Below are 20,683 nucleotides of genomic sequence, written 5' to 3' on the forward strand. Positions count from 1 at the left end.
GCTATCCTAAATATCTGCTGGGAGGATAGATTGATGACTCAATATAATGAAATTAAAGCCGTTTGTGATGAGCTGCATCGCGCCGGTACACCAATCACACTGGAAATTTTATTACAACGTGTTAACGGAGACCGTTCGAGCGTGCTAGAACATTACCGCCAATGGCGCAGCGAGGATCGCTCCGCCCGTCCACAAGACACGCAAGAGCCCGTCAAGGCGAGCGAGGTCGATCTTGAGTTCTCCGAACAGTTTGTTCAGGCTTTTAAGGCACAATCTCAAGCCTTTGCCAATGCCCAGCTCGCCCCGGTACAGGCGCAGCTAGAAGAGATGATCCAGGCCGAGCAACTCGCGGTGCAAAGCCTAGATAACTTGCAACAGCAGTATCAGCAACTATCCCAGCAAAAAGAAGAATTAAGCGAAAAGATTGCCGCCAGACAGGAGCAGATCGATGCCCAGGCGGCCGAACTTGAGCAACATCAAGATAAGCTCGCTGGCGTTCAGCAGCAACTTGAAGAAGCCCAGTCAGAAAACGAACAAAAAATTACCACCTTGCAACAGCGTATCGATAACTTCGATAATGATTATGCCGCCCTAGCCCAAGAGCGCGATGAATTACTGCAGCAACGTGATGAACTAGCTCATAAGTACAACCAGCTAGAACAAGAAAGATCGGATATCGACGTTCAGATCGAACGTCTGCAAAAGCAACTGGAAGAACAACAGCCCTTGGTTGAGCGCTTGAAAAATGAAAATAGCATGCTCAAGGAACAAAGCGCCATTGCCGCCAAGCACCAGGAAAGCCAGCGTGAAGACATTCGCCAGCTCCGTGAGCAAAATAAAGGCCAAACGCAAGAGCTGCAAGAGCTTAAAGAGACGCATGCGCAAGCGCAGCAGGATAATGAAAAACTGCATGAGCAGGTACGTTTCTTAAAGAATAACTCGGCGTCCACCATCGAGCGTTTGACCGCCAGTAACGATCAATTCCAGCAGAAGATCAAAGAGCTCGAAGAGCGCTTAGCGAATAAAGACTCTGAAGCTCAGGGTATTATTGATGAGAATAAACGCCTAGGCGAACAGATCACCTTCTTGAAGCAAAATTCAACGTCAACGCTGGAGCGCCTGTCTAAGAGTGCGACCCTGGCGCAGAGCCGTCTTAGCGAACTGGAATCAAGCCTGGCGGAAACCCATGCCGAGCTTGAGCGTTTACGCTCGGAGGATGACGAAGAAGCAAAAAAGTACATGGGTGATGGCATGAGCTCAGCCCAAAGTGCATAAATACTGAGGCGCCGAGTTGGCGCCTTTTTACCGTTTATGCCCTCTGCCATCACCGCAACTTTCCCTCCAATTTCCTTTTTCTGCTATTCCATGCAGCGGCAAATACTGATTATCAGCAATGAAAATACCCTAAGCCGTTGCTGCGGTTAGCTTTATCATCACGGCTAAGATAGAGTATGAGTTAGGTACTATTTTTGTGTATAAAGTATGAACTTACGTCAGGTCGATCTTAATCTATTGGTGTATTTGCATATCCTTATTGAGGAGCGCAGTGTCTCCGGCGCTGCCAACCGCCTGGCGCTGACACAAAGTGCCATGAGCAACGCCCTGAAGCGGTTGCGCGACCTATTTGGCGACCCGTTACTGGTTCGTAGCGGCAGTGTCATGATGTGCACCGAAAAAGCGCTGGCCCTGCAATCACAGTTGGAACACTTTCTTACCTTGGCGCAGGCGATCACCACGCAAGAACAAGACTTTGACCCCAGTCGCAGCGAACATACCTTTCGTATCATGGCCAATGAGTTTTTGGTGGCTTCCCTGTTAGTGCCCTTTATCAGCGAGGTGCTCAGCGCCTACCAGGGTATCAACATAGATCTGATAAACCCCAGTGATGTCACCTTAAGCGAGCTTGAACATGGACAGGTCGATATCGCCATCGACCGTTTTACCCGCATGCCCGCCTCGTTTCATCAGGCCACGCTGTGGCGAGACAATTACTGCTGCCTGACCGCCAAGGCGCACCCTTTACAACAACACCTGGATCTCGAAACCTATTTGGCTAACCCGCATGTATGGCTGAACCGCAGCGGCTTTGGCCCCGAGCCAATGATCAAAAATCGCGAACCACAAAAGCTGGGGTGGGTCGATCAGGCGCTTGTTCAACTTGGCGAGCGTCGTAATATTCGTGTCTATGCCCGCCATCACAGCCTGATCCCCGCATTGTGCGCCGACTCACAGCTCATCGCCACTTTACCAAGGCGCCTGGCAGAGCATGTTATCGCTCAAAGCAACGCCCCCTTAGCCCTGTGTGCCGTTCCCTTTCCCATTGTCCCAATTGGCGTCTCCATGCTATGGAGTCCACTGGTGCACCATAGCCCAGCCCATATCTGGTTACGGCAACAATTACAAAGTTACACCTAGATAATTTACAGTATCAATACCTGATATCGATATCATCCATTTCATAAATAGAGTAATTCCTTCTAAGGTAGAGTTATAGCAACAACAAGCCGATGGAGGCACCCATGCTACGACGCCAATACAAACATTACGACTGCATTCACATTAACACCGAGTTAGATCTTTTCATTCGCGCCCAGCTGCAAGCCTGCGCTTCGCCTATGAATCTTGAGGAATTTTATCAAGCACTTGCACAGCTCAATGACGAGTTTGGTGGCCGCTGCCGTGCTTGTGGCGACAACAGCCTGACCTTGGATGCACTGCGCGAACATTACCCTAATGCCGCCGGCGTGAGTAACACCCAGGCCGATATTCTCGATGAAAACAATTGCCCTATCCCAGTGAGCATGTTGCTGATCATGCTTGACGAGCTGGGCCTGGCACCGCGCCTTGGCAGCCAGGAGCCTGCGCGAGTGCGCGCTCGTCAATTACTGCAAGGAGCGATTGCCGCTTAACAAAATATCACCCAGGCTTTGTTTAGCATGGCAAGGCCTTTATCAGGGCGGCAATCACCTGCTTGGTCGGCACGCCCTGCTCTAAGCTATGTCGCGTATCCAGTTGAAACAACTGCTCATGGCTGGCAATCACCTGTGTTAAGGCACTGAACAGGCTCGAGGCCGCCCTGTCCAACTGCAAATGCTGCAGCATCAGTACGGCCGCCCACACACTGGCACAGGGATTGGCCAAACCGCTGCCGGCAATGCGCCGAAATGGTCCATGGCTGGGTTCAAACAGTGCCAACTCGTGGTTACAGTTCACACTGGGCACTATACCAACTCCGCCCACCAGGGATGCCGCCAAGTCGGCCAGCAGATCCCCTGCCAGGTTGTTACATACCATTACATCAAAGGTGGCGGCTTGTTGTGGCAGTCTCTGCATCACCTGATCCAACATCATTTGTTCAACCTGGATCTGGGCGCCATCGTATAGGTGCAGGAGATAATGCTGTTTACACTCGCTCACCGTTAGCTGATATTCTTTACGCAGGTAATCAAGGGCCCAGCGCTGGAATTGTCCTTCGGTGAGCTGCCAGGCATTGCTTTTGTGTACCAGGGTAATTTTGGCGCGCCGCTGTTTGATGGCGTAATCGACGGCCTCTTTGATCAGCCGTTCGGTGGCCGCCTGTGAGCAATTTTTGATGGCCAAGGCACAATTATCAACAAACCTTAATCTATGATATCCCAGCTCCTGCTCCAGCACCTCGATGAGGCGCTCGGCATCTGGACTGTTGGCAGCCAGCTCAATGCTGGCAAAGCTGTCTTCGCTACACTCACGAAACACAACCAAATCAATGCCTTCGGAGTTTTTTAGCGCCGAAGGCAAACCGGGTAAAGCCTTTATCACCCGCATGTTACAAAATAAATCCAGCTCTTCGCGCAGGGCAATATTCAATGAGCGAAAGCCGCCGCCAATGGCACTGCTCATCGGCCCTTTTAACGCCACCTTGAGTTCACGCAGTGCCGATATGGTGGCCTGTGGGAACCATTCTCCATCGCCCTCTCGCGCCGCCTGCTCGCCAAGCAATAAGCAGTGCCAGTGAATTTGTCGCTCACCGCCATAGCAACGCTCGAGCACGAGGTCCACTAACTCTCGCACCATGGGCATCACATCGGGGCCGATGCCATCGCCGTCAATATAGGCTACCGCCACGCTCTGTGCTTTTGCCATAGGGGCTCCGAAAGATTGTTTTTTTAGTTATACCAAGGTCTTAGTTACTTTGCTAATTTCAAGCTAGCGTGTTGATTATTCATGGTATTAATAGCCACAATGGGCTAGTGTTGACCAAGATATTTACATTTTTATATATATTTCATGTGCCTGGGGTCATAGCGATGCTAGACTCAAAGAGTTGATTTGCATTAGCGGTAACTTGTATGTGGTATCTCCGACAACGTCTCCAACAAAGCCTGTGTCTGTGCTTCACCCTGATTGTTTCTAGCGCCAGCCATGGGCAAAGCAGCAAAACCATCACCTGGCTGACCCTGGATTTCGAGCCCTACTATATTTTCAATGGTGCCAATGCCGGTCAAGGCCGCGATGAACAAGTGATCAATTTGCTACAGCAGCAACTGCCTGAATATCACTTTAATTTTATGGCTATCCCTAGTAGTCATTTACTCACCGAGCTGCGCCATACACAAAGCACTTACTGCTTATTATCTCTATATAAAACCAGTCAACGGCTGATGGATCTGCACTTTAGTGAGCATTATTCCACCATAGGCTTGTCACCGGCCTTGGTTATGCACAAAGAGGTGGCGCAACAATTAGGCTTAACTGCGGGAGCCCCCCAATCTCTAACCAAATTACTCGGTGAACATCGCCTGCGTTTAGGCCTGCCCATGGGGCGCTCCTATGGCAATGAATTGGATGAGGTGATAGCCCAGGTGCCTAAGTCCCAGTTAACAACCCGGCCCGGGCGCGATGTACTTGCCAGCCTGACCTATATGTTGGCCAAAAAGCGGCTCGATATTTTGCTCAGTTACCCCAGTGAATTTCAGTACCTTAGCGAAAAAATGGGTTTAGATGAGCAGCTCAGTATTTTCCCTATCACTGAAGCGCCGCCCTTAAGCTATGGCCATATTGCCTGTAGTAACAATGAATTAGGTCAACAGCAGGTCAAGATTTTAGCACCGGCACTGCAACAGGTGGTAAGCAGTCGGGCGTACAAGGAGGTGATGTTGCAATGGTTGCCCACCGCGCTGAAGCCACGCCTACAACAAGCGCTGTAGGCGTGTGAGAAAGAAGGTTATTGACGTACGCCTTCAATGGAGAGTTCAATTTCCACATGGGTTGATGCCGGACCCAGGTCTTGCTCGATACCATAATCGGCCAAGGCAAAGCGTGTATGGCCGTTAAAGCCGGCACGATAGCCGCCCCACGGATCTTTACCTTCACCCACCCTGTTAACATCAAAACTGATGGTTTTTGTCACACCATTGAGAGTGAATTCACCGGTTACCTTGGCATTATCGGCGTCCGTAAACTCGATACTGGTACTTTCAAAGGTGGCCTTAGGATGTGCCTTCACATTCAGGAAATCAGCACTGCGCAAATGCTTATCACGCTCGGCATGGTTTGAGTCGATGCTGGCGGTGTCGATCACCACCTTGATTTGAGACTCATTGGGCTTTTGCGCATCATAGCTGAAGTCACCGGAAAAGGTGTTAAAGCGCCCATGTAACCAGCTATAGCCAAGGTGTTGAATTTTAAAATTCACAAAGGCGTGAGCTCCCTGGGTATCGATAACATAATCCGCCGCACTGGCGGCACCGCTGGCAGCCACCAAGGCCGCAGCCATAGTTAATTTAGTCAGAGCTTTGTTCACATCAATCTCCTTTTTTCGCTTTCAACATACGCACCAGCGTATGGTCACGATTAATAAAATGGTGTTTAAGGGCCGCCAGGGCATGTAAGCCAGCAAGAATAACCAGACTCCAGGCCGCGTATTCGTGCACCATACCGGCAATATCTTCTTGGTTGTCGACAAACTCCCCTAGCGAGGGAACGCTAAACAAGGAAAATACCTCGATACCACGGCCATCGGCGGTTGAGATCAGGTACCCGGAAACCATAACCACAATCAACACCAGGTAGAGCGTGATATGAACCCAGTGCGCCACGCGATTTTGCCATGTTAAACTGCTGTCCACCGGCTGAGGTCGTGCCTGAGTTAAGCGCCACACTAGCCGCAGCACAAAAAGCAGCGCCAATGTCAGGCCGATGCTTTTATGCAGGTCAACCGATCCCTTGTACCAGCTGTCGTAATAGCTTAATTCGACCATATACAGACCCAGGCCAAACAGCCCAAAGACGGCAAGAGCCACCAGCCAGTGCAAGGCAATGTGCATCCAGCCATAGCCATGCTCGGTATTATTCAACATACTTCTTACTCCTTAGGGTCTGTTGACCTTTGTTGTTCGTTTCTGCAGCAGTTTGTAGTGTATTTATACAAGGCGGCACATGTGTGGTGTAGTTATTCTCGGCTTTGGCTCCTGCGTCGCTCTACCGCCTACATCCATGTAGGCGTACATTAACATGTAACAACACAGTAGAAATGCGCTACAAGCGCTGCCCTACGGGTTCATCTAAACGCATCCTGCTCTGTGTTGCTCGCTATGTACATAGGTGAGCAAGACCGAAGCAATGCTTCGCAGCTTAGCGAGGTGAGCGCATGGATGCGCGATGTAACCAAGCTTCATGGATGAATTTAACCACATAAATCAGTGATTATATTCATCAGAATGCGTTTAGATTGAACATAAAGTAAACCGCAAAGATAAACAGACCCTATTTACTCTAGCTTATCCCAGCGTTACGCCCGTGAACATGGCACCATGGCGCTAGGCTCTGTGCGTATATGCACAATAAAAAAACGTTTACTGCGATTACAAGCTCAGTTGAAATAACCAGTCCTCAACCTCAACGCCGTCAATACAATAGCCATTGCGGGCGCTGGCGAGCTGGATAAAGCCGCATTTAAGCAACAGTGCTCGCGACGCCAGATTGCCTGCAGTAACCGTAGCCCGATATTGTGCAATTGCAAAACGCCGCTCGCCATGGGTCAGTAAGGCTTGTAATGACTCCTGGCCATAACCCCGGCCTTGATACTCGGGCAGAAGTAAAAATCCCAGTTCAGCCCCCTGTCTCTCTTGGGGTAAAAAGCCAGTCACACCGATTTCCTGGCCATCTTCGTTGATTATGGCCCAGATATGCCAGCTATCGGCTGTTGCCTGCGACGCCAAGCGCGCTTCAAAGCGCTCTTTAATCTGTGCGTATGAGGGTACGTCGGCCACATAGCGCATCACTTCTTGATTTTGATGAAGCGCTACAAACAGCGGCCAATGCGCTTGACGCAAGGGTTGGTGTTCGAGTCTGGGTGATTTAAAGGAGGCTAATGGCATTGTCATATCCCTAAAACGAAAAAGCCGAGCACCATGGCTCGGCTTTCAAACTAGCATAACTTACTGGGTATTAAAGCTTTTTAATACCCATGTTATACAATGTAAAGCCATAGATATCTGCATACTGCTCGATAATCTTACTGGTTGGCGTACCCGCCCCGTGACCGGCATTGGTCTCGATGCGGATCATCACTGGGTTGTCGCCCTCATGCTTAGATTGCAGCTCGGCGGCAAACTTGTATGAATGCGCTGGAACCACGCGGTCATCATGATCGCCCGTGGTGATCAGAGTCGCAGGGTAGCTGGTGCCCGCTTTTACATTGTGTACCGGAGAATAGCCCTTAAGGTAATCAAACATTTCCTTGCTGTCTTGCGCCGTACCATAATCGTAGGCCCAACCCGCACCGGCGGTGAAGGTGTGATAGCGCAGCATATCCAGTACCCCTACCGCAGGTAAGGCAACCTTAAACAGATCCGGGCGTTGCGTCATCACAGCACCTACCAATAGACCGCCGTTAGAGCCGCCACGTACCGCCAGGTAATCGCTTGAGGTGTAGTTGTTGGCGATCAGGTATTCGGCCGCGGCAATAAAGTCGTCAAATACGTTTTGCTTTTGCATTTGCGTACCGGCTTTATGCCACTGTTTTCCGTACTCACCACCGCCACGCAGGTTAGCCACAGCATATACGCCGCCTTGCTCCAACCAAGCCGCCGTAGTGGCCGAGAAGCGAGGAGTCAGGCTCACGTTAAAGCCGCCGTAACCATAAAGAATGGTTGGGTTTTTACCATTAAGCTCAGTGCCCTTTTTAAAGGTTAGGATCATAGGTACCTTAGTACCGTCTTTTGAGCTATAGAAAACCTGCTTAGACTCGTACAGCGCCGGGTCAAACTGGGCACCTGACTCGTTATAAACAACCGAGTCGCCACTGTTTACATCAAAGCTGAAGATGGTGCTTGGAGTTTTATAGTTGGTGAAGCTGTAATACAGGGTGGTTTGATCTTTTTTACCGCTAAAGCCCGACGCCGTGCCCACGCCTGGCAAGGCGATTTCACGTACCAGCTTGCCGGTCTTATCGAACTGCTTCACCTGAGAAATGGCATCAACCATGTAACGTGCGAAGAAGAAATCTCCGCCTTTAGAGATGTTCAGCACATTCTCGGTTTCTGGAATAAGATCCTGCCAGTTTTCAGGCGTCGGATCTTTGCTGTCAACGGTCACCACGCGCTTGTTCGGTGCGTCCTTGTTGGTGACGATAAACAGGGTATCGCCCTTGTTATCCAGTACCGAGCTGTCATAAGTCAGGTCATCGATAATGGTAACCAACTCGCTGTCTTCTTTGCTTAAGTCTTTAATAAACAGCTTGTTACCCGATGTAGATACGGCCGCTGAGATTACCAGGAAGCGCGCATCCGAGGTCACCTCGGCGCCAACATAGCGGTGTTTTTGCTCATCGCTGCCACCAAAAATAAGGGCATCGTCTTTTTGTGCCGTACCCAACTTGTGGTAATACAGCTTATGTTGGTCGGTTTTCGCCGACAATTCACTGCCTTTGGGCTTGTCATAGCTTGAGTAATAGAAGCCATCGTTACCAAACCAAGAAATGGCGCTGAACTTCACATCGACCAAGGTCTCGCCAATTTGTTCTTTGGTTTTAGTATCAAGAACAATCACTTTACGCCAGTCACTGCCACCTTCTGAGATTTGGTAGGCTGCGAGAGAGCCATCTTCGCTGAAGCTGATGCCAGCCAGTGAGGTGGTGCCATCGGCGCTAAAGGTGTTCGGGTCTAGGAAAACTTCCACCTCACCTTCGCCCTTTTGGCGATACAATACGTATTGGTTTTGTAGGCCATCGTTTTTATAGAAATAGGTGTATTCACCCTCGGTGAACGGCGCGCTCACCTTTTCATAGTCCATAAGGGTCTTAAGACGTTGTTTAAGCTCGTCGCGGAAAGGGATCTGCTCAAGGTAACCGAAAGTGACCTTATTTTGCGCCTCAACCCATTGTGCCGTCTCGCTGCTCATGTCGTCTTCAAGCCAACGGTATGGGTCTGCCACTTGCTGCTCAAAATAGCTGTCAACGACATCGCCTTTACGGGTGGTTGGGTAGCTGATGGCCGCCTGGGCAACCTGAGTTTGCTCTACTTTTTGTTCTTTTTGTGCGCTTGCTTCTGCCGCCGGTTTGTCGTTGCAGCCAGTTAGGGCCACACACACGGCCACAGCCAGTGTTCTTTTAAGCATAAAAGTTCCATTCTTGTTGTTATAAACCGGTTTACGTTAGCGGCTAGACGGCCATTTGTCTAGTGTTGTGCGAGCAGGTACAAGGCGTGGGGAAAATTAAGAAGGGCCAAAAAAGAAGAAAACCAACTCGACGAGCGAGATTGGTTATCTTTGGCTGGAAACCTATAATACCAATTCACTTAAATAGCTAATCATTCTAGCGGGCTAAATATCGTGTTCACTGCGTTCGTATTTTTCTGTGTAGAATAACTACACAAGAAAAATACCGCCTTGTTATCACATCATTTATCCAGCGCTATCTCTGATCACATACTTAACAGAATTGGTATAACTAATTATTAACCTAATTGCGCAAAAACACCTCAATTGTTTCGTTATATAGATATACGCGTTTAGTATTATTGCGCTTTTCAGGCTAATAGATGGGTAACTCAGGTCTCTGTGCGGTCTTTAGGGCTGAGCTTATCGCGAAAATCGAGGATTTTTGAAACGCCAGCACCGAGCTTCATCAAGGTCGATAATTTTTCCGGGCTTAAACGCTGCAGCTCGGAGGCCCATTCGGTGATCATTTCCAGTAAGTCATGAATTTCTAATAACCGTTGCTGGGCATAACGCTCCTGCTGATCCCTGGGCTCATCGAGCAGGTTATCGCGCAGCAGGCTCAAGGTTGGGTCAATTTCGCGCTTGCGGCGCTGTTCAAACACACGATTGGCCATCTGCCAAATGCTGCCTGCGGGCTGGTAATATTCTTTGCGATCGCCCGGCTTATGCCGAGTGGCGATCAATTGCCAGGAATTGAGTTCTTTAATGCCCATGCTGACATTACCACGAGAAATATGCAGGGTTTGCGATAATTCGTTAGCACTGAGAGGCTCTTCGCTAATAAGTAACAACGCATACATCTGCCCTATGGTGCGGTTAAAGCCCCAACGACTGCCCATTTCGCCACAGTGCATTACAAAGGCCTGCATTTTGTCTGTTAGTTCCATTACCCACCCCAAATGTTCATTATGTTCTGAAAGTACCTCATTTTAACAACGCGATTCAAGCATCGACTACACTTAAATCTATCGAACCTAGCTCACATCAAATAAAGCGCAAAAAAGCATCCTAAATACACCTAGATGCAGTTACAATAAGCGCCTTGTGATTAGATTCTGGCCTTCACAAACTACAGGGGGATGTATGTTTCATTATTCCGGCGCCAATGGTTCGTATCAACTATCCCGACAAGGGGATGTTATCGTCGGCCAATTCAGTGGTGCCATCAATGAGCGCATGATAGCCACCTTCGCTACTCAGTTAGAAACCCTGGTTAAAGAGCATCAACTTCAACGTTGGGCCTACATTAGCAATTCCATGGACGTGCTCGCTGCCACGCCGGAGGCGCAACTGCGCATGGTTTCCGTGGCCGAGAAGATGTTTGCCCACGGCTGTCAGGCCGCCGCCTTTGTTATTGACTCCGCCATCGCCATTAATCAGTTAGAGCAAATTCGCCGCTCACTAGGGCGTGCCGACACCGCCTCCGACATTGTCTTCGATAATTTTGACGATGCCCTGGCCTATGTAAATGAACACCTGGCGACCCCCTAAGGCGTTGGCCAGTTAAGGCAATGTGGTTGACAAACCACACCAAGACTCTAAGCTGCGGCTAAACACAAAAGAACACTAGGAAGGCTTATGAGCAACACCATTTATCCTATTGGCACGCCGGGCGAGCCGTGGGGAGAAGAGCACAAACAACAATGGTTGGCAGCACAAAACGTTCAACGCAGCTATCAGGATGAGGTCGTCACTAAGGTCCAGGCTTTAGCCAACCAGTATGACATCATCGAATACGGCCAGCTTGACTACCAAAGTCGCTACCCGCTTTATGCCCTTAAGCACAAAAACTGGCAGCCCGGGCGCCCCATTGCCCTGGTGACCGGTGGCGTACATGGTTATGAAACCAGCGGCGTACACGGCGCTCTAGCATTTGCCGCCGAACTCGCGCCGGCACACAGCGACGCCTTCAATATTCTTGTCGTTCCCTGCGTGAGCCCTTGGGGTTATGAAACCATTAACCGCTGGAATCCGGATGCGGTTGATCCTAACCGCTCGTTTTATGAGGGCTCGCCGGCCCCCGAGTCCCAACTGCTGCTGGACTTTATTGCCCCCTTTAGCAGCGATGTGTTGGTGCATATCGACCTGCATGAAACCACGGATACGGATAACTCCGAATTCCGCCCGGCCCTGGCGGCCAGAGAAGGCACGACCAATAACAATTGGAATATTCCCGATGGTTTTTATCTGGTGGCCGACACCGAGCGCCCACAGCCAGACTTCCAAAAAGCCATCAATGCCAAGGTAGCGAGCGTTACTCATATTGCCGAAGCCGATGTCAATAATCAGTTGATTGGCGTGCCCATTTCCGGGCATGGGGTGATTGAATACGCCGGTCGTAAGCTTGGCCTCTGCATGGGTCTGACTTTAGCTCCTTATGTCACCACCACTGAGGTGTATCCGGATAGCCCGCGCAGCACCCCTGAAAATTGTATCGCCGCCCAGGTAGCGGCCGTGGTCGCTGCCCTGGATTTTGTCCGCGCTTTATAAACAGCGCTTGAGGTTACAACCCTAGGTAGACACAAATAATAAGACCCAGCGCTAAACTGGGTCTTTTTTTATTGCTCGGCTATATCTGGTAATTGGCCAAACTACTTATAAAAACGGGTTTCCTTACTGATACTTTGCTGCTCTCCCTCACTTTGCGTTATCACAAAGCTAAAGGACGTGACCTTACGCTCGAGTAACTCACCGTCGACGCTAACCGTGACCGGCACCTCTTTTTGCTCACCCGGCTGCAAAAACAAGTGGCCATGCACCTGCAATTGAGCCTGCGCCAAGCCGTCTATGCTCAAGGTGTAGCGCTGTGGCTGCTGGGATTTATTGATGATGGAAATGCGATATGGGTTTTCCACCTGGCCCTGATAATCGACCCGCGACAGCTCTCCCCTATCCCGGGTGATATAAGCCTCCAATGGCGTACGGCCATTGAGCCAAACGGCCATCACCACAAACACCAAGGCCGTCATCAGTGCATAGCCCACCAGTTTTAGACGCCAAATTGATGTCCGGCCACCGTTTTGCTGGCGCTCACTGCGATAGGCAATTAAGCCCTTTGGATAATTAAACTTGTTCATGGTTTGGTCACAGGCATCAATGCACAGGCCGCAGTTAATGCACTCGTATTGCAAGCCATTACGAATATCGATACCGGCGGGGCATACCTCGACACACAGATTACAGTCGACACAATCTCCTAACCCCAGTTGTTTCGGGTCGGCCTTACGCTTTCTTGGCCCTCTGGCTTCACCTCTGTCCTGATCATAGCTCACCACCAAGGTGTCTTTATCAAACATCACGGATTGAAAACGCGAATACGGGCACATATAGATGCACATCTTTTCCCGCAACCAACCGGCGTTACCATAGGTGCACAGGGTAAACAGGAAGACCCAGAATAAGGTGATACCACCCCAGCTCAAACCCAGCAGGTCGCTATACAGTTCGTGCGCAGGAATAAAGTAACTCATAAAGGTGGTGGCGGTTAAAAACGCCATCAATAACCACACCAGATGCTTGGCCCCCTTACGTGCCAGTTTATCGGCGTTCCAGGGCTGAGCGTCGCGTTTTATACGTTGGTTACGGGTGCCCTCAAGGCGGTGCTCAACCCAGGTATACATTAGCATCCACACGGTTTGCGGGCACAGATAGCCACACCAGACACGGCCGAGCCAGTTGGTGATAAAAAAGAGCGCAAAGGCCCCGGCCATAAAGAGCCAGGCAACCAGCATAAAGTCTTGCGGGAAAAAGGTGACGGAAAAGATCCTGAACTGTTGTTGGGCAACATCGAATAACACCGCTTGCTGGCCCTCATAACTCACCCAGGGCAGCCCGATAAAGGCGAGCATCAAACACCAGCTAAGCACTCGGCGAATACGCTGAAAGCGCCCCTTTTGCTCACGCACATAAATCGGCCCGGATTGCTTATAGGGCTTAATGATCAGGTCTTCTTCTTTAATATCAAATTTCATATTACTTGCTTTTACTAACTAGGGAACACAGCCCCTATCGCAAGCCCCGTGCCAGGTAGGAAATTAAAATAATCTATTGTTTTTATTAACTATTTTAAAAATCAAAAGCAGGCTTAGTGACGATATAACGCCGAAGGTATCGAAATATCGTTATTTCCATTGACGGAATACTTAGAAAAGGATTGAATTTGTGAGGCATCCTCTTGGCATTGTGCGCAGACATTATTTCCTTTACTGTATGATTTACTATTACTTTTTATAGTCTTATTAGTGCGCCTATACATGGTTTACCTCCTACCTTGCAAGGTCTCACTAATAAGCTGTTATATAGAGCTTTTCACATTGAGAAAACTTTTTGTATTGGTGGCCTTTTCGTTTTTTGTTTTTGGGTGCGCAACTAAAAACTCAAAAGTAGAGCAAACGTCCTATGAATGCGCTGGGCTTGAAGCATGTGCAAACAACATCATGAAACGCGTTAGAGAAAATTCTCAATGGATTTGTGATAAAAAGTCCAATGATAAACTAGTTGTAGTTGCATCTAAGCTATCGAAATCCGGTGATATTATTGAAGTAAAAATACAGTCAACTAGTGGCGACAAAGAGTTTGATCTAGCGGCTATTCAAGCAGTCCAAAATTCAGCTCCATTCTTTGAGTTAACTTCACTTAACCCAAAAGAATTCAAAAAAGCTTCTTCAATAAACTTTAGTTTCGTAGGTAATAAAAATTAAGTTTGAGGCTTTCCATATAACAAACGCATCATTAAGTGGACGTCTAATACTTGGCTTGCGCTCCTTTGTCGCTAATTTTAGCCAAGCTTGATCCGCCCATTATGCTGGCGTTACATATGATTTTGGAGCAGTTAGTGCAAGATCTTGACAGAAAGGCCCATTGGCAAAACGTCTATAAGCAAAAAGAAGCAACCGAAGTCAGTTGGTTTCAGTTAAAGCCTGCCATCTCGCTGGAACTGATAGCCAAGTGTCATCTTGAGACCTCTGCGCCAATTATTGACGTAGGCGGTGGCGCGTCGGTACTGGTCGATCAACTGATTGAGCAGGGCTACACAAATCTTAGCGTCCTGGATATTGCTGGCGCGGCATTGGCTAAATCGGCTAAGCGGCTGGGAGAAAAAGCCAGCGTGGTCAATTGGGTCGAGTCTGACATTACGGCTTTCTCGCCTGACACCCAGGTTACCCTGTGGCACGACCGAGCGGTGTTCCACTTCTTGACGGACGCAGCAGACCGTCAGCGTTATGTTGATGCCTTGAAAAACGCGCTCTGCCCAGGCGGGCACCTAATTATTGCTGCTTTTGCAGTCGGTGGCCCCGAAAAGTGCAGTGGCTTGCCGATAGTGCAATATGACGCTCCAAAGCTGAAGGCCGAGCTCGGAGAGTGCTTCAAGCTGCTCGAGGAACGAATCGAGGAGCACATCACCCCGGCCCAAAGGGTGCAGAAATTTGCCTATTTCCGCTTTGAGCGCATCGCGTAAAATGCGACAAAACGAGTGCTCACTGCGCCCCGTTATACATTCACTCAGAATTCGCCCCACTCACACTATCCGCGGCAGATCCCAAGCTTCTTCATCTTTGAGCGCAAGGTACTTGGTGCCAGTGCCAAAACTTCTGCGGCGCCGCCACGGCCATTAATACGGCCCTGACATTGGCTTAACACCTCTTCGATATATTGCTTTTCGTGTTCGGCCAAGGTTGGCATCGCATCGTGAACAGGCTCCCCTGCTGCACCGTCCAGCATCAGGCTGGGTATGTGCAAAATCGGCCCCGGGCTTAAAATGGCCGCACGCTCCAGGGTATTTTGCAGCTCACGGATATTGCCCGGCCAGGAATAGCGCTTAAGCATAGCCAAACTTTTCTTACTTATCCCGGTGAAACTACGGGTTAACTTCTGCGATAGCTTAGTCAGCAGCTGGGCCACCAGCAGCTCCATATCCTCGATGCGCTCGCGCAGTGGCGGCACGGTTAAGGGAAAGACATTGAGGCGATAATAGAGATCCATACGAAACGTGCCCTGCTGCACCATTTGCCACAGATCCCGGTTGGTGGCGGCAATCAGGCGAATATCCACCTTGATGGTCTCCTGCCCTCCTAAGCGCTCAAACTCCTGCTCCTGCAGCACCCGCAACAGCTTGCCCTGAGCCGCCATGGGCAGCTCGGCAATTTCATCGAGAAACAAGGTGCCGCCGTCGGCCAGCTCAAAGCGCCCTTTGCGCCTTTGGGCGGCGCCGGTAAAGGCGCCCTTTTCATGGCCAAAGAGCTCGGACTCCAGCAGGCTTTCGGCAAATACGGCGCAGTTGACCTTAACTAATGGAGCATCACGGCGCTCACTTTGGGCATGGAGGTGGCGCGCCACCAGCTCCTTGCCGGTGCCGTTTTCACCGAGGATCAAGACGCTGGCGTCGGTTTGTGCCACCAGCTCAATCTGCTGCATCATGGTGCGAAATGGCGCCGACTGACCGACCAAGTCGCCGTGCTGCCAATCCGCGTTGAGCTCTTCCAACAGATAACGATTCTCCGCCTGCAGCTGCTCGCTAAGCTGACTCACCCTTTGCAGCGCCTCACGCAAAGCGTGCTCGGTACTGCGTTGGGCCGATACGTCACGAAATATCGCCACTGCGCCAATCAGCTGGGAGTCCTTATAAATAGGCGTGGAGGTGTATTCAACGGGGAACTGGCTGCCATCCTTACGCCAGAAAACCTCATTGCTTACCTGACGGGTTTGACCGTCGAACATGGTGCGATAAATGGGGCATTGATCGGCCGGATACTCACTGCCGTCTGCGTGACTGTGGTGATGAAACTGATGGATCTTTTTGCCCAGTAGCTCGTCTGCCTGCCAGCCGGTCATGCGCTCTGCGGCGGGGTTAATAAATACCGCATTACCACTGAGATCGAAACCGTAAATGCCCTCGCCGGCGGCATCAAGCAATAGACGGGGATCGTGAAGAAAATGTTTTAATGAAGAGTCCATGGAAATGTGCGAGCAAGTGACGATATGTCGTCATTTTAGGGCTTGCCCACACAATTTCGCAAGGTTTAATGCAATTAAAGGCCCGAAGTCAGGGTGATCACCCCTGGATTAACCTCTAAAGCGAGTTTAAAGCGTGCCAGCAAGGCCTGTTTAGGGTCTTGCTTATTCAGGCTGTACACCGGATATTGGCTCAACGCCTGAGTCAATAATTGCTGCACCTCTTCGGACAGAGGCGCCAACTTACCGCGGTAGCCCATGGCATCGATATCGGCATTGAGGATTTTAAAATCCTGCAAATAGATGGCATCTTCATCGCCATTAAAATAAGGCACAGCGGCGATATTTAAGCGCACGCGCACCGGCACCTTAAGTGCCAAGGCCTGCATCATCACCGTATTATCCAGCGCGAGCTCAATGCCATTAGGACTCTGCTCGGGGCCAATTTGCACACCAATATCATTCACCGTCAGCTCCATGGGCACACCCATTACGGTGGCATTGGCGCCATAACGATCACTGTGTTGCAGCAGGCTTTGCTCCAACTCGCCACTCGTTAGTGAAAAAACACTCAAAGGTGCATGACTGGCGCAGCCACCTAACAAGGCGACACAAGCCAGCACCATACCCATTATCCATTGCTTCATACTGATACCATCTTATCTAATACTACTAGGATGCGCTCACGCTCTTGAGCGTCACCCTGACAAATACCTTGCTCGTCAACACCCGCCTTGGCTACCCAGGCAAGTAACAGCTCATCGGTGCTGTACTCAACGCCATGGTGTTTGGCATCGAGCATATTGACTTGCTCCTGCATGCGCTGTGCCGAAAGTGACTCAGGGCTGGCCAGATTATTGGCAATTTCCAGGCGCAGTACTATCTGCTCACTGCTTAGCTCAAGGCGCGAATCATTCAGCCAGTCTGTTGGCAGCGCCTGTCCCTGAGCCAAACTTGCACGCAATTCCTGCAGATGACGGGTTTGCTGTGCCTGCTCTTTAGCATTCAACGCCGCCTCAATGCGGGCCACTAAGTTTTTCTGTCGCCCCTGTAGCTCACGCACTAATTGCAGCTGCTGCACATCATTGCGCAGCTGTTGCAAATCCGCATTGCTTTGCGCTTGCGCCAGTTGTTGCTCCAGCGCTTCAAGGGCACTCACCTGCTGGGCTTTTTGCTCGGCATGGGCCTGCTGTTGCTGTGCCTTAGCTGCATCGCGCTGACTAAAGATACTATCGTTTACGCGGCGAAACGCCTGCCATAACTTACGCTCTTTGCTATTGCCAGCAAAGCCGATTTGCTGCCACTGTTGTTGCAGCTCTTTTAGCGTTTGCGTAGCCGCAAACACATCGTCTTGGCTTTGCAGCTCTTCCGCTTGCTGTAAAAGCGCCGCTTTGGCATTCGCATTGTCTTGATAGAAGTTAGCAACGCGCTCGCCCATATTCCCTTGAGCATTGCTAAAGGCTTTATTGAGTTTGTGATAAAGCTTACTTTCTAACTGCTTAGCCGCGCGCCAATGTTTTAATAGGGCATTGAACTGGTGCTCAAGCTCACGAATTTCAAGCTCACCGCTGCGCTCTCCCAGGCTGGCCATTTGCGCAATTAGCTGTTCGCGCTCGGCAATTGCCTGCTCTTTAAGCTTTTGTTGCTCGGCAAAATAATCGCGACAAGGGGCAAACGCAGCCTCAATCGCCTGTTCGAATTCGTCTTTCGCCTGTTGCGCCACCTCTGGCCCCAACAGCTGCCAGCTTTTACGTAAACGCTTCACTTGCGCCAGGCGCTCGTTGGCATCATCGCAGTCGCCGTTTGCCAGCACTTTCGCGGCTTCTAATAACTGCTCTTGTTGTGCTTCGCCGGCATACTGGTGCCAATCTTTGGCTTCACTCAGGGTTTGCGCCAGGCCTTCGTATTCGCGACTGATATCGTTTTGAAAATGTCCGGCCAGTTGCTCAAAGATTTCCTGTAGACCATTGAACACACCAAAGGCAACGCGATAGCGGCCCTGGTTGATCAGGCGACGAATATCTCGCGCCTTTTTACGCGCCGCATTCTGCAGTTGCTTTTGCTCCTGCATTAGGGCGTCACTCTGGCTCTGCCAATGCTTACGGGCGTGCGAAAACTGTTGCTGCCAAAGCGCTGCCAGCTCTTTAGGGAGTGCCTTAATAGCCTGTTGTAATTGTGCTCGCAACTCGGCTTCGGCGCTAATGGCCGCATCCAGTTCACTGACCTCGTCAGGGGCACGTAAACTGCTGTAGCTGGCAAGCTGCTCACGCAGGGCATCCACGTCTTGTTCGTAGGCTGCGAGCTGCTCTACCTGCTTAAATAAGCGCACTAATTCCTGCTGCTGGCTTTGCAGCTCGGTGCCGGCCTGCAAGTCTTCACTTTGCAGCATGTCTTTGGCCTGCGCCACCTTGGCATGAAGCCAGTCGGTTTGAATTTGCTCGTTACCGTCAAAACGCAGCGCCATGGCATTGCTGATCTCTTCGGCCAAGGCACTGAGATTGGCCAGGGCGAGTACGCTGCGCTGTTTGGCTAACTGCTGTTCTTGCTGTTGTTCAAAGGCAACTTTTAGCTTATCGCTATGGGTCGTTAGTTTGGCCGCCAGTTGCGTAAACTTTTGTTGTGTTTGCCCACGTAGCTCTTCATCCAGCCATTCAAGCTCCAACTGCTGATACTGCTTTTGAAGTTGTGAAAACTGCCCGCTAACTAGCTGATAGTCAGTTTTGTCACGCAAGGCATTCAGCTTGGCAAGAATCAACTTGGCCTGCTCGGCCACCTCAACCGGCATCTGCGCCTGGCGCTGCTGCTCATCAATGACTTCCTGCAGTTTTTGCTTAGCCTCACCCTTGGCAACCTTAAGCAGCTTTTCCGTCAGCTGTAACTTCAAGACCAGCTCACACAATTGCAGTTGCAATGCTTCATCCGCGCCGCGGAATACCTGCTCAACCAAGGGTGCTTTATTTAAGCGGGTTAACAACTTAATTTTAATGGCCGCGGTTTTTTCTTGCAGCGCCAGTTGCTCCAGGGTTTTATCGGCGGCAAAACGCTCAATATAGCGCTCTTTATCGGCGTCGCTCAGTGCATTAGGGCTGGCTAAAATGGCCTCGGCCACTTTTTGATTGGCAAGGCGTTTAATGCTTGGCTCACCATCCTGTTGGCAGGCCTGCCACCACAAAGCGACATCGTTAAGCTTTTTCAGCGCTGCGGTACGCACATTGACGCTGGGGTCTTCACACGCCAGCGTGGTGAGGATGTGTGCATCCTGTTGTTTATCCAACTGGGCTAAGGCCCCCAGGCGAGTGGTTTCTTTTGGATGCTTCCACTTGGGTTGGAACAACTGTTTAAAGATCATTTTCACTGAACCTAGCTATTTCGTTTTCGGCCTTAAATTGCTGCTTTAATTCTTTCTTAGACTTTTGCACCAGCTGGCCGTCGGCGCCAACGGTGAACTGCTCGTCGCTTTTGAGCACCTTGGCTTGATAGAGCATCACCAGTTGCACTGTTTGCTCTTTTTGTTGTTCGCTTAACGGGCTGCCATCTGGCCACTTGCCGGTTGCGGCGCCGTATTGCAGACGTTCGTATACTTCAGGGGTAATAGACTGGACTAACTGGTCAATATTCATAATTTTTTTCTTTTCAAAAACACTAAACGAACGCGGTTAACTAGGTACCAGACGACACCAATGGCAATGGCTCCATAACAAGCTGTTTGCTGCCATGAGCCGGGCACCGGATGTTGCCAGTAAAGGACTAAAAAGCCACCGAGGAAAAGGATTAAGGCGATAAAAGACTGGTTCATCAGCGACTGCTGTTTTTGCGTTTTAGTACGCGCCGCCAATCGGGTTTTGGTTTCGGCATCCATTTCGCCAAAAGCGGCATTGCAATGGGGACAGGCTTTATGTTTGTCGGATATCGATTTTTGACATTGCGGACATGAGATTATGGCCATGCTTACTCCTAGGTGCAATTGCGCGCCAATAAAAAAGGCGCCACTTGGCGCCTCATTGTACTGGTTTTATTTGTCGATGTCTTTTTT

Annotated in this window: 20 protein-coding genes; 8 read left to right on the top strand and 12 right to left on the bottom strand. The window is 50.2% G+C overall.

Annotated features, from left to right (window positions below; translation table 11 throughout):
* Nucleotides 1-33 precede the first annotated feature (33 nt).
* From KD147_RS04170 to KD147_RS04180, 3 genes are all read left to right on the top strand, one after another.
* Nucleotides 34-1,275 carry a coiled-coil domain-containing protein gene (locus KD147_RS04170; RefSeq protein WP_212547005.1) on the top strand — a complete coding sequence of 414 codons (1,242 nt, stop codon included), beginning with the start codon at nucleotides 34-36 and terminating at the stop codon, nucleotides 1,273-1,275.
* A gap of 207 nt (nucleotides 1,276-1,482) precedes the next feature.
* Nucleotides 1,483-2,415 carry a LysR family transcriptional regulator gene (locus KD147_RS04175; protein WP_212547006.1) on the top strand — a complete coding sequence of 311 codons (933 nt, stop codon included), beginning with the start codon at nucleotides 1,483-1,485 and terminating at the stop codon, nucleotides 2,413-2,415.
* Nucleotides 2,416-2,519: 104 nt separating this feature from the next.
* Entirely contained in the window at nucleotides 2,520-2,909 is a 390-nt protein-coding gene (locus KD147_RS04180; protein WP_212547007.1) for a hypothetical protein, read from the top strand.
* 22 nt (nucleotides 2,910-2,931) lie between these two features.
* Here the strand turns inward: KD147_RS04180 and KD147_RS04185 are convergent, their stop codons facing one another.
* Nucleotides 2,932-4,122, bottom strand: coding sequence for an isocitrate/isopropylmalate family dehydrogenase (locus tag KD147_RS04185; protein ID WP_212547008.1), 1,191 nt, complete (start codon nucleotides 4,120-4,122; stop codon nucleotides 2,932-2,934).
* A 206-nt stretch (nucleotides 4,123-4,328) separates the two neighbouring features.
* Between KD147_RS04185 and KD147_RS04190 the strand changes: the two genes are divergently transcribed.
* Nucleotides 4,329-5,186, top strand: a complete 858-nt coding sequence (locus KD147_RS04190) for a TIGR02285 family protein (protein WP_212547009.1) — start codon at nucleotides 4,329-4,331, stop codon at nucleotides 5,184-5,186.
* A 17-nt stretch (nucleotides 5,187-5,203) separates the two neighbouring features.
* On the opposite strand, the gene KD147_RS04195 is transcribed toward KD147_RS04190, so the two are convergent.
* The 5 genes from KD147_RS04195 to KD147_RS04215 form a co-directional block, all read right to left on the bottom strand.
* On the bottom strand, nucleotides 5,204-5,782 hold the full coding sequence (locus KD147_RS04195) for a YceI family protein (RefSeq protein ID WP_502710213.1): 579 nt from the start codon (nucleotides 5,780-5,782) through the stop codon (nucleotides 5,204-5,206).
* Between the two features lies 1 nt (nucleotide 5,783).
* Complete coding sequence (locus tag KD147_RS04200) at nucleotides 5,784-6,338, bottom strand: cytochrome b (protein ID WP_212547010.1); 555 nt, start codon at nucleotides 6,336-6,338, stop codon at nucleotides 5,784-5,786.
* A 504-nt stretch (nucleotides 6,339-6,842) separates the two neighbouring features.
* Complete coding sequence (locus KD147_RS04205) at nucleotides 6,843-7,358, bottom strand: GNAT family N-acetyltransferase (RefSeq protein ID WP_212547011.1); 516 nt, start codon at nucleotides 7,356-7,358, stop codon at nucleotides 6,843-6,845.
* Between the two features lie 70 nt (nucleotides 7,359-7,428).
* Nucleotides 7,429-9,597 (bottom strand): prolyl oligopeptidase family serine peptidase, encoded by a 2,169-nt coding sequence (locus KD147_RS04210; protein WP_105255606.1) that lies wholly within the window; start codon nucleotides 9,595-9,597, stop codon nucleotides 7,429-7,431.
* 431 nt (nucleotides 9,598-10,028) lie between these two features.
* Nucleotides 10,029-10,586, bottom strand: coding sequence for a GbsR/MarR family transcriptional regulator (locus KD147_RS04215; RefSeq protein WP_105255607.1), 558 nt, complete (start codon nucleotides 10,584-10,586; stop codon nucleotides 10,029-10,031).
* 196 nt (nucleotides 10,587-10,782) lie between these two features.
* On the opposite strand from KD147_RS04215, the gene KD147_RS04220 reads away from it, so the two are divergent.
* Both KD147_RS04220 and KD147_RS04225 read left to right on the top strand, forming a co-directional pair.
* On the top strand, nucleotides 10,783-11,190 hold the full coding sequence (locus KD147_RS04220; RefSeq protein WP_212547012.1) for a hypothetical protein: 408 nt from the start codon (nucleotides 10,783-10,785) through the stop codon (nucleotides 11,188-11,190).
* Nucleotides 11,191-11,277: 87 nt separating this feature from the next.
* On the top strand, nucleotides 11,278-12,189 hold the full coding sequence (locus tag KD147_RS04225) for a M14 family metallopeptidase (RefSeq protein ID WP_105255608.1): 912 nt from the start codon (nucleotides 11,278-11,280) through the stop codon (nucleotides 12,187-12,189).
* Between the two features lie 101 nt (nucleotides 12,190-12,290).
* Here the strand turns inward: KD147_RS04225 and ccoG are convergent, their stop codons facing one another.
* Nucleotides 12,291-13,670, bottom strand: coding sequence for a cytochrome c oxidase accessory protein CcoG (gene ccoG, locus KD147_RS04230; protein ID WP_212547013.1), 1,380 nt, complete (start codon nucleotides 13,668-13,670; stop codon nucleotides 12,291-12,293).
* 342 nt (nucleotides 13,671-14,012) lie between these two features.
* Here ccoG and KD147_RS04235 point away from each other — a divergent pair, with 342 nt between their 5' ends.
* Together KD147_RS04235 and KD147_RS04240 are read left to right on the top strand one after the other, a co-directional pair.
* Nucleotides 14,013-14,399 carry a TonB family protein gene (locus KD147_RS04235; protein ID WP_212547014.1) on the top strand — a complete coding sequence of 129 codons (387 nt, stop codon included), beginning with the start codon at nucleotides 14,013-14,015 and terminating at the stop codon, nucleotides 14,397-14,399.
* A 65-nt stretch (nucleotides 14,400-14,464) separates the two neighbouring features.
* A complete protein-coding gene (locus tag KD147_RS04240; RefSeq protein WP_249318890.1) occupies nucleotides 14,465-15,157 on the top strand; it encodes a class I SAM-dependent methyltransferase in 693 nt (230 codons plus the stop codon).
* A 65-nt stretch (nucleotides 15,158-15,222) separates the two neighbouring features.
* Here KD147_RS04240 and KD147_RS04245 read toward each other — a convergent pair whose 3' ends face one another.
* From KD147_RS04245 to KD147_RS04265, 5 genes are all read right to left on the bottom strand, one after another.
* A complete protein-coding gene (locus tag KD147_RS04245; protein ID WP_212547015.1) occupies nucleotides 15,223-16,653 on the bottom strand; it encodes a sigma-54 interaction domain-containing protein in 1,431 nt (476 codons plus the stop codon).
* A gap of 74 nt (nucleotides 16,654-16,727) precedes the next feature.
* A complete protein-coding gene (locus tag KD147_RS04250) occupies nucleotides 16,728-17,297 on the bottom strand; it encodes a YceB family lipoprotein (RefSeq protein ID WP_212547016.1) in 570 nt (189 codons plus the stop codon).
* Entirely contained in the window at nucleotides 17,294-19,999 is a 2,706-nt protein-coding gene (locus KD147_RS04255) for a DUF349 domain-containing protein (RefSeq protein WP_212547017.1), read from the bottom strand. Before KD147_RS04255 ends, KD147_RS04250 begins: the two co-directional genes overlap by 4 nt.
* Entirely contained in the window at nucleotides 19,989-20,270 is a 282-nt protein-coding gene (locus tag KD147_RS04260; RefSeq protein WP_105189523.1) for a YeaC family protein, read from the bottom strand. The genes KD147_RS04255 and KD147_RS04260 overlap by 11 nt, the downstream gene beginning before the upstream one ends.
* The gene (locus tag KD147_RS04265; RefSeq protein ID WP_105255615.1) at nucleotides 20,267-20,596 is read right to left on the bottom strand and encodes a hypothetical protein; all 330 of its coding nucleotides are present in this window, start codon (nucleotides 20,594-20,596) and stop codon (nucleotides 20,267-20,269) included. The genes KD147_RS04260 and KD147_RS04265 overlap by 4 nt, the downstream gene beginning before the upstream one ends.
* Nucleotides 20,597-20,683 lie beyond the last annotated feature (87 nt).

The sequence above is a fragment of the Pseudoalteromonas sp. BDTF-M6 genome (genome assembly GCF_018334135.1).
Lineage (GTDB): Bacteria > Pseudomonadota > Gammaproteobacteria > Enterobacterales > Alteromonadaceae > Pseudoalteromonas.

Excerpts from the sequence above, each read along its gene's own strand:
- KD147_RS04170 (WP_212547005.1), top strand. The coding sequence starts at position 34 with ATGACTCAATATAATGAAATTAAAGCCGTTTGTGATGAGCTGCATCGC.
- KD147_RS04175 (WP_212547006.1), top strand. The coding sequence starts at position 1,483 with ATGAACTTACGTCAGGTCGATCTTAATCTATTGGTGTATTTGCATATC.
- KD147_RS04180 (WP_212547007.1), top strand. The coding sequence starts at position 2,520 with ATGCTACGACGCCAATACAAACATTACGACTGCATTCACATTAACACC.
- KD147_RS04185 (WP_212547008.1), bottom strand. The coding sequence starts at position 4,122 with ATGGCAAAAGCACAGAGCGTGGCGGTAGCCTATATTGACGGCGATGGC.
- KD147_RS04190 (WP_212547009.1), top strand. The coding sequence starts at position 4,329 with ATGTGGTATCTCCGACAACGTCTCCAACAAAGCCTGTGTCTGTGCTTC.
- KD147_RS04200 (WP_212547010.1), bottom strand. The coding sequence starts at position 6,338 with ATGTTGAATAATACCGAGCATGGCTATGGCTGGATGCACATTGCCTTG.
- KD147_RS04205 (WP_212547011.1), bottom strand. The coding sequence starts at position 7,358 with ATGCCATTAGCCTCCTTTAAATCACCCAGACTCGAACACCAACCCTTG.
- KD147_RS04210 (WP_105255606.1), bottom strand. The coding sequence starts at position 9,597 with ATGCTTAAAAGAACACTGGCTGTGGCCGTGTGTGTGGCCCTAACTGGC.
- KD147_RS04215 (WP_105255607.1), bottom strand. The coding sequence starts at position 10,586 with ATGGAACTAACAGACAAAATGCAGGCCTTTGTAATGCACTGTGGCGAA.
- KD147_RS04220 (WP_212547012.1), top strand. The coding sequence starts at position 10,783 with ATGTTTCATTATTCCGGCGCCAATGGTTCGTATCAACTATCCCGACAA.
- KD147_RS04225 (WP_105255608.1), top strand. The coding sequence starts at position 11,278 with ATGAGCAACACCATTTATCCTATTGGCACGCCGGGCGAGCCGTGGGGA.
- ccoG (WP_212547013.1), bottom strand. The coding sequence starts at position 13,670 with ATGAAATTTGATATTAAAGAAGAAGACCTGATCATTAAGCCCTATAAG.
- KD147_RS04245 (WP_212547015.1), bottom strand. The coding sequence starts at position 16,653 with ATGGACTCTTCATTAAAACATTTTCTTCACGATCCCCGTCTATTGCTT.
- KD147_RS04250 (WP_212547016.1), bottom strand. The coding sequence starts at position 17,297 with ATGAAGCAATGGATAATGGGTATGGTGCTGGCTTGTGTCGCCTTGTTA.
- KD147_RS04255 (WP_212547017.1), bottom strand. The coding sequence starts at position 19,999 with ATGATCTTTAAACAGTTGTTCCAACCCAAGTGGAAGCATCCAAAAGAA.
- KD147_RS04260 (WP_105189523.1), bottom strand. The coding sequence starts at position 20,270 with ATGAATATTGACCAGTTAGTCCAGTCTATTACCCCTGAAGTATACGAA.
- KD147_RS04265 (WP_105255615.1), bottom strand. The coding sequence starts at position 20,596 with ATGGCCATAATCTCATGTCCGCAATGTCAAAAATCGATATCCGACAAA.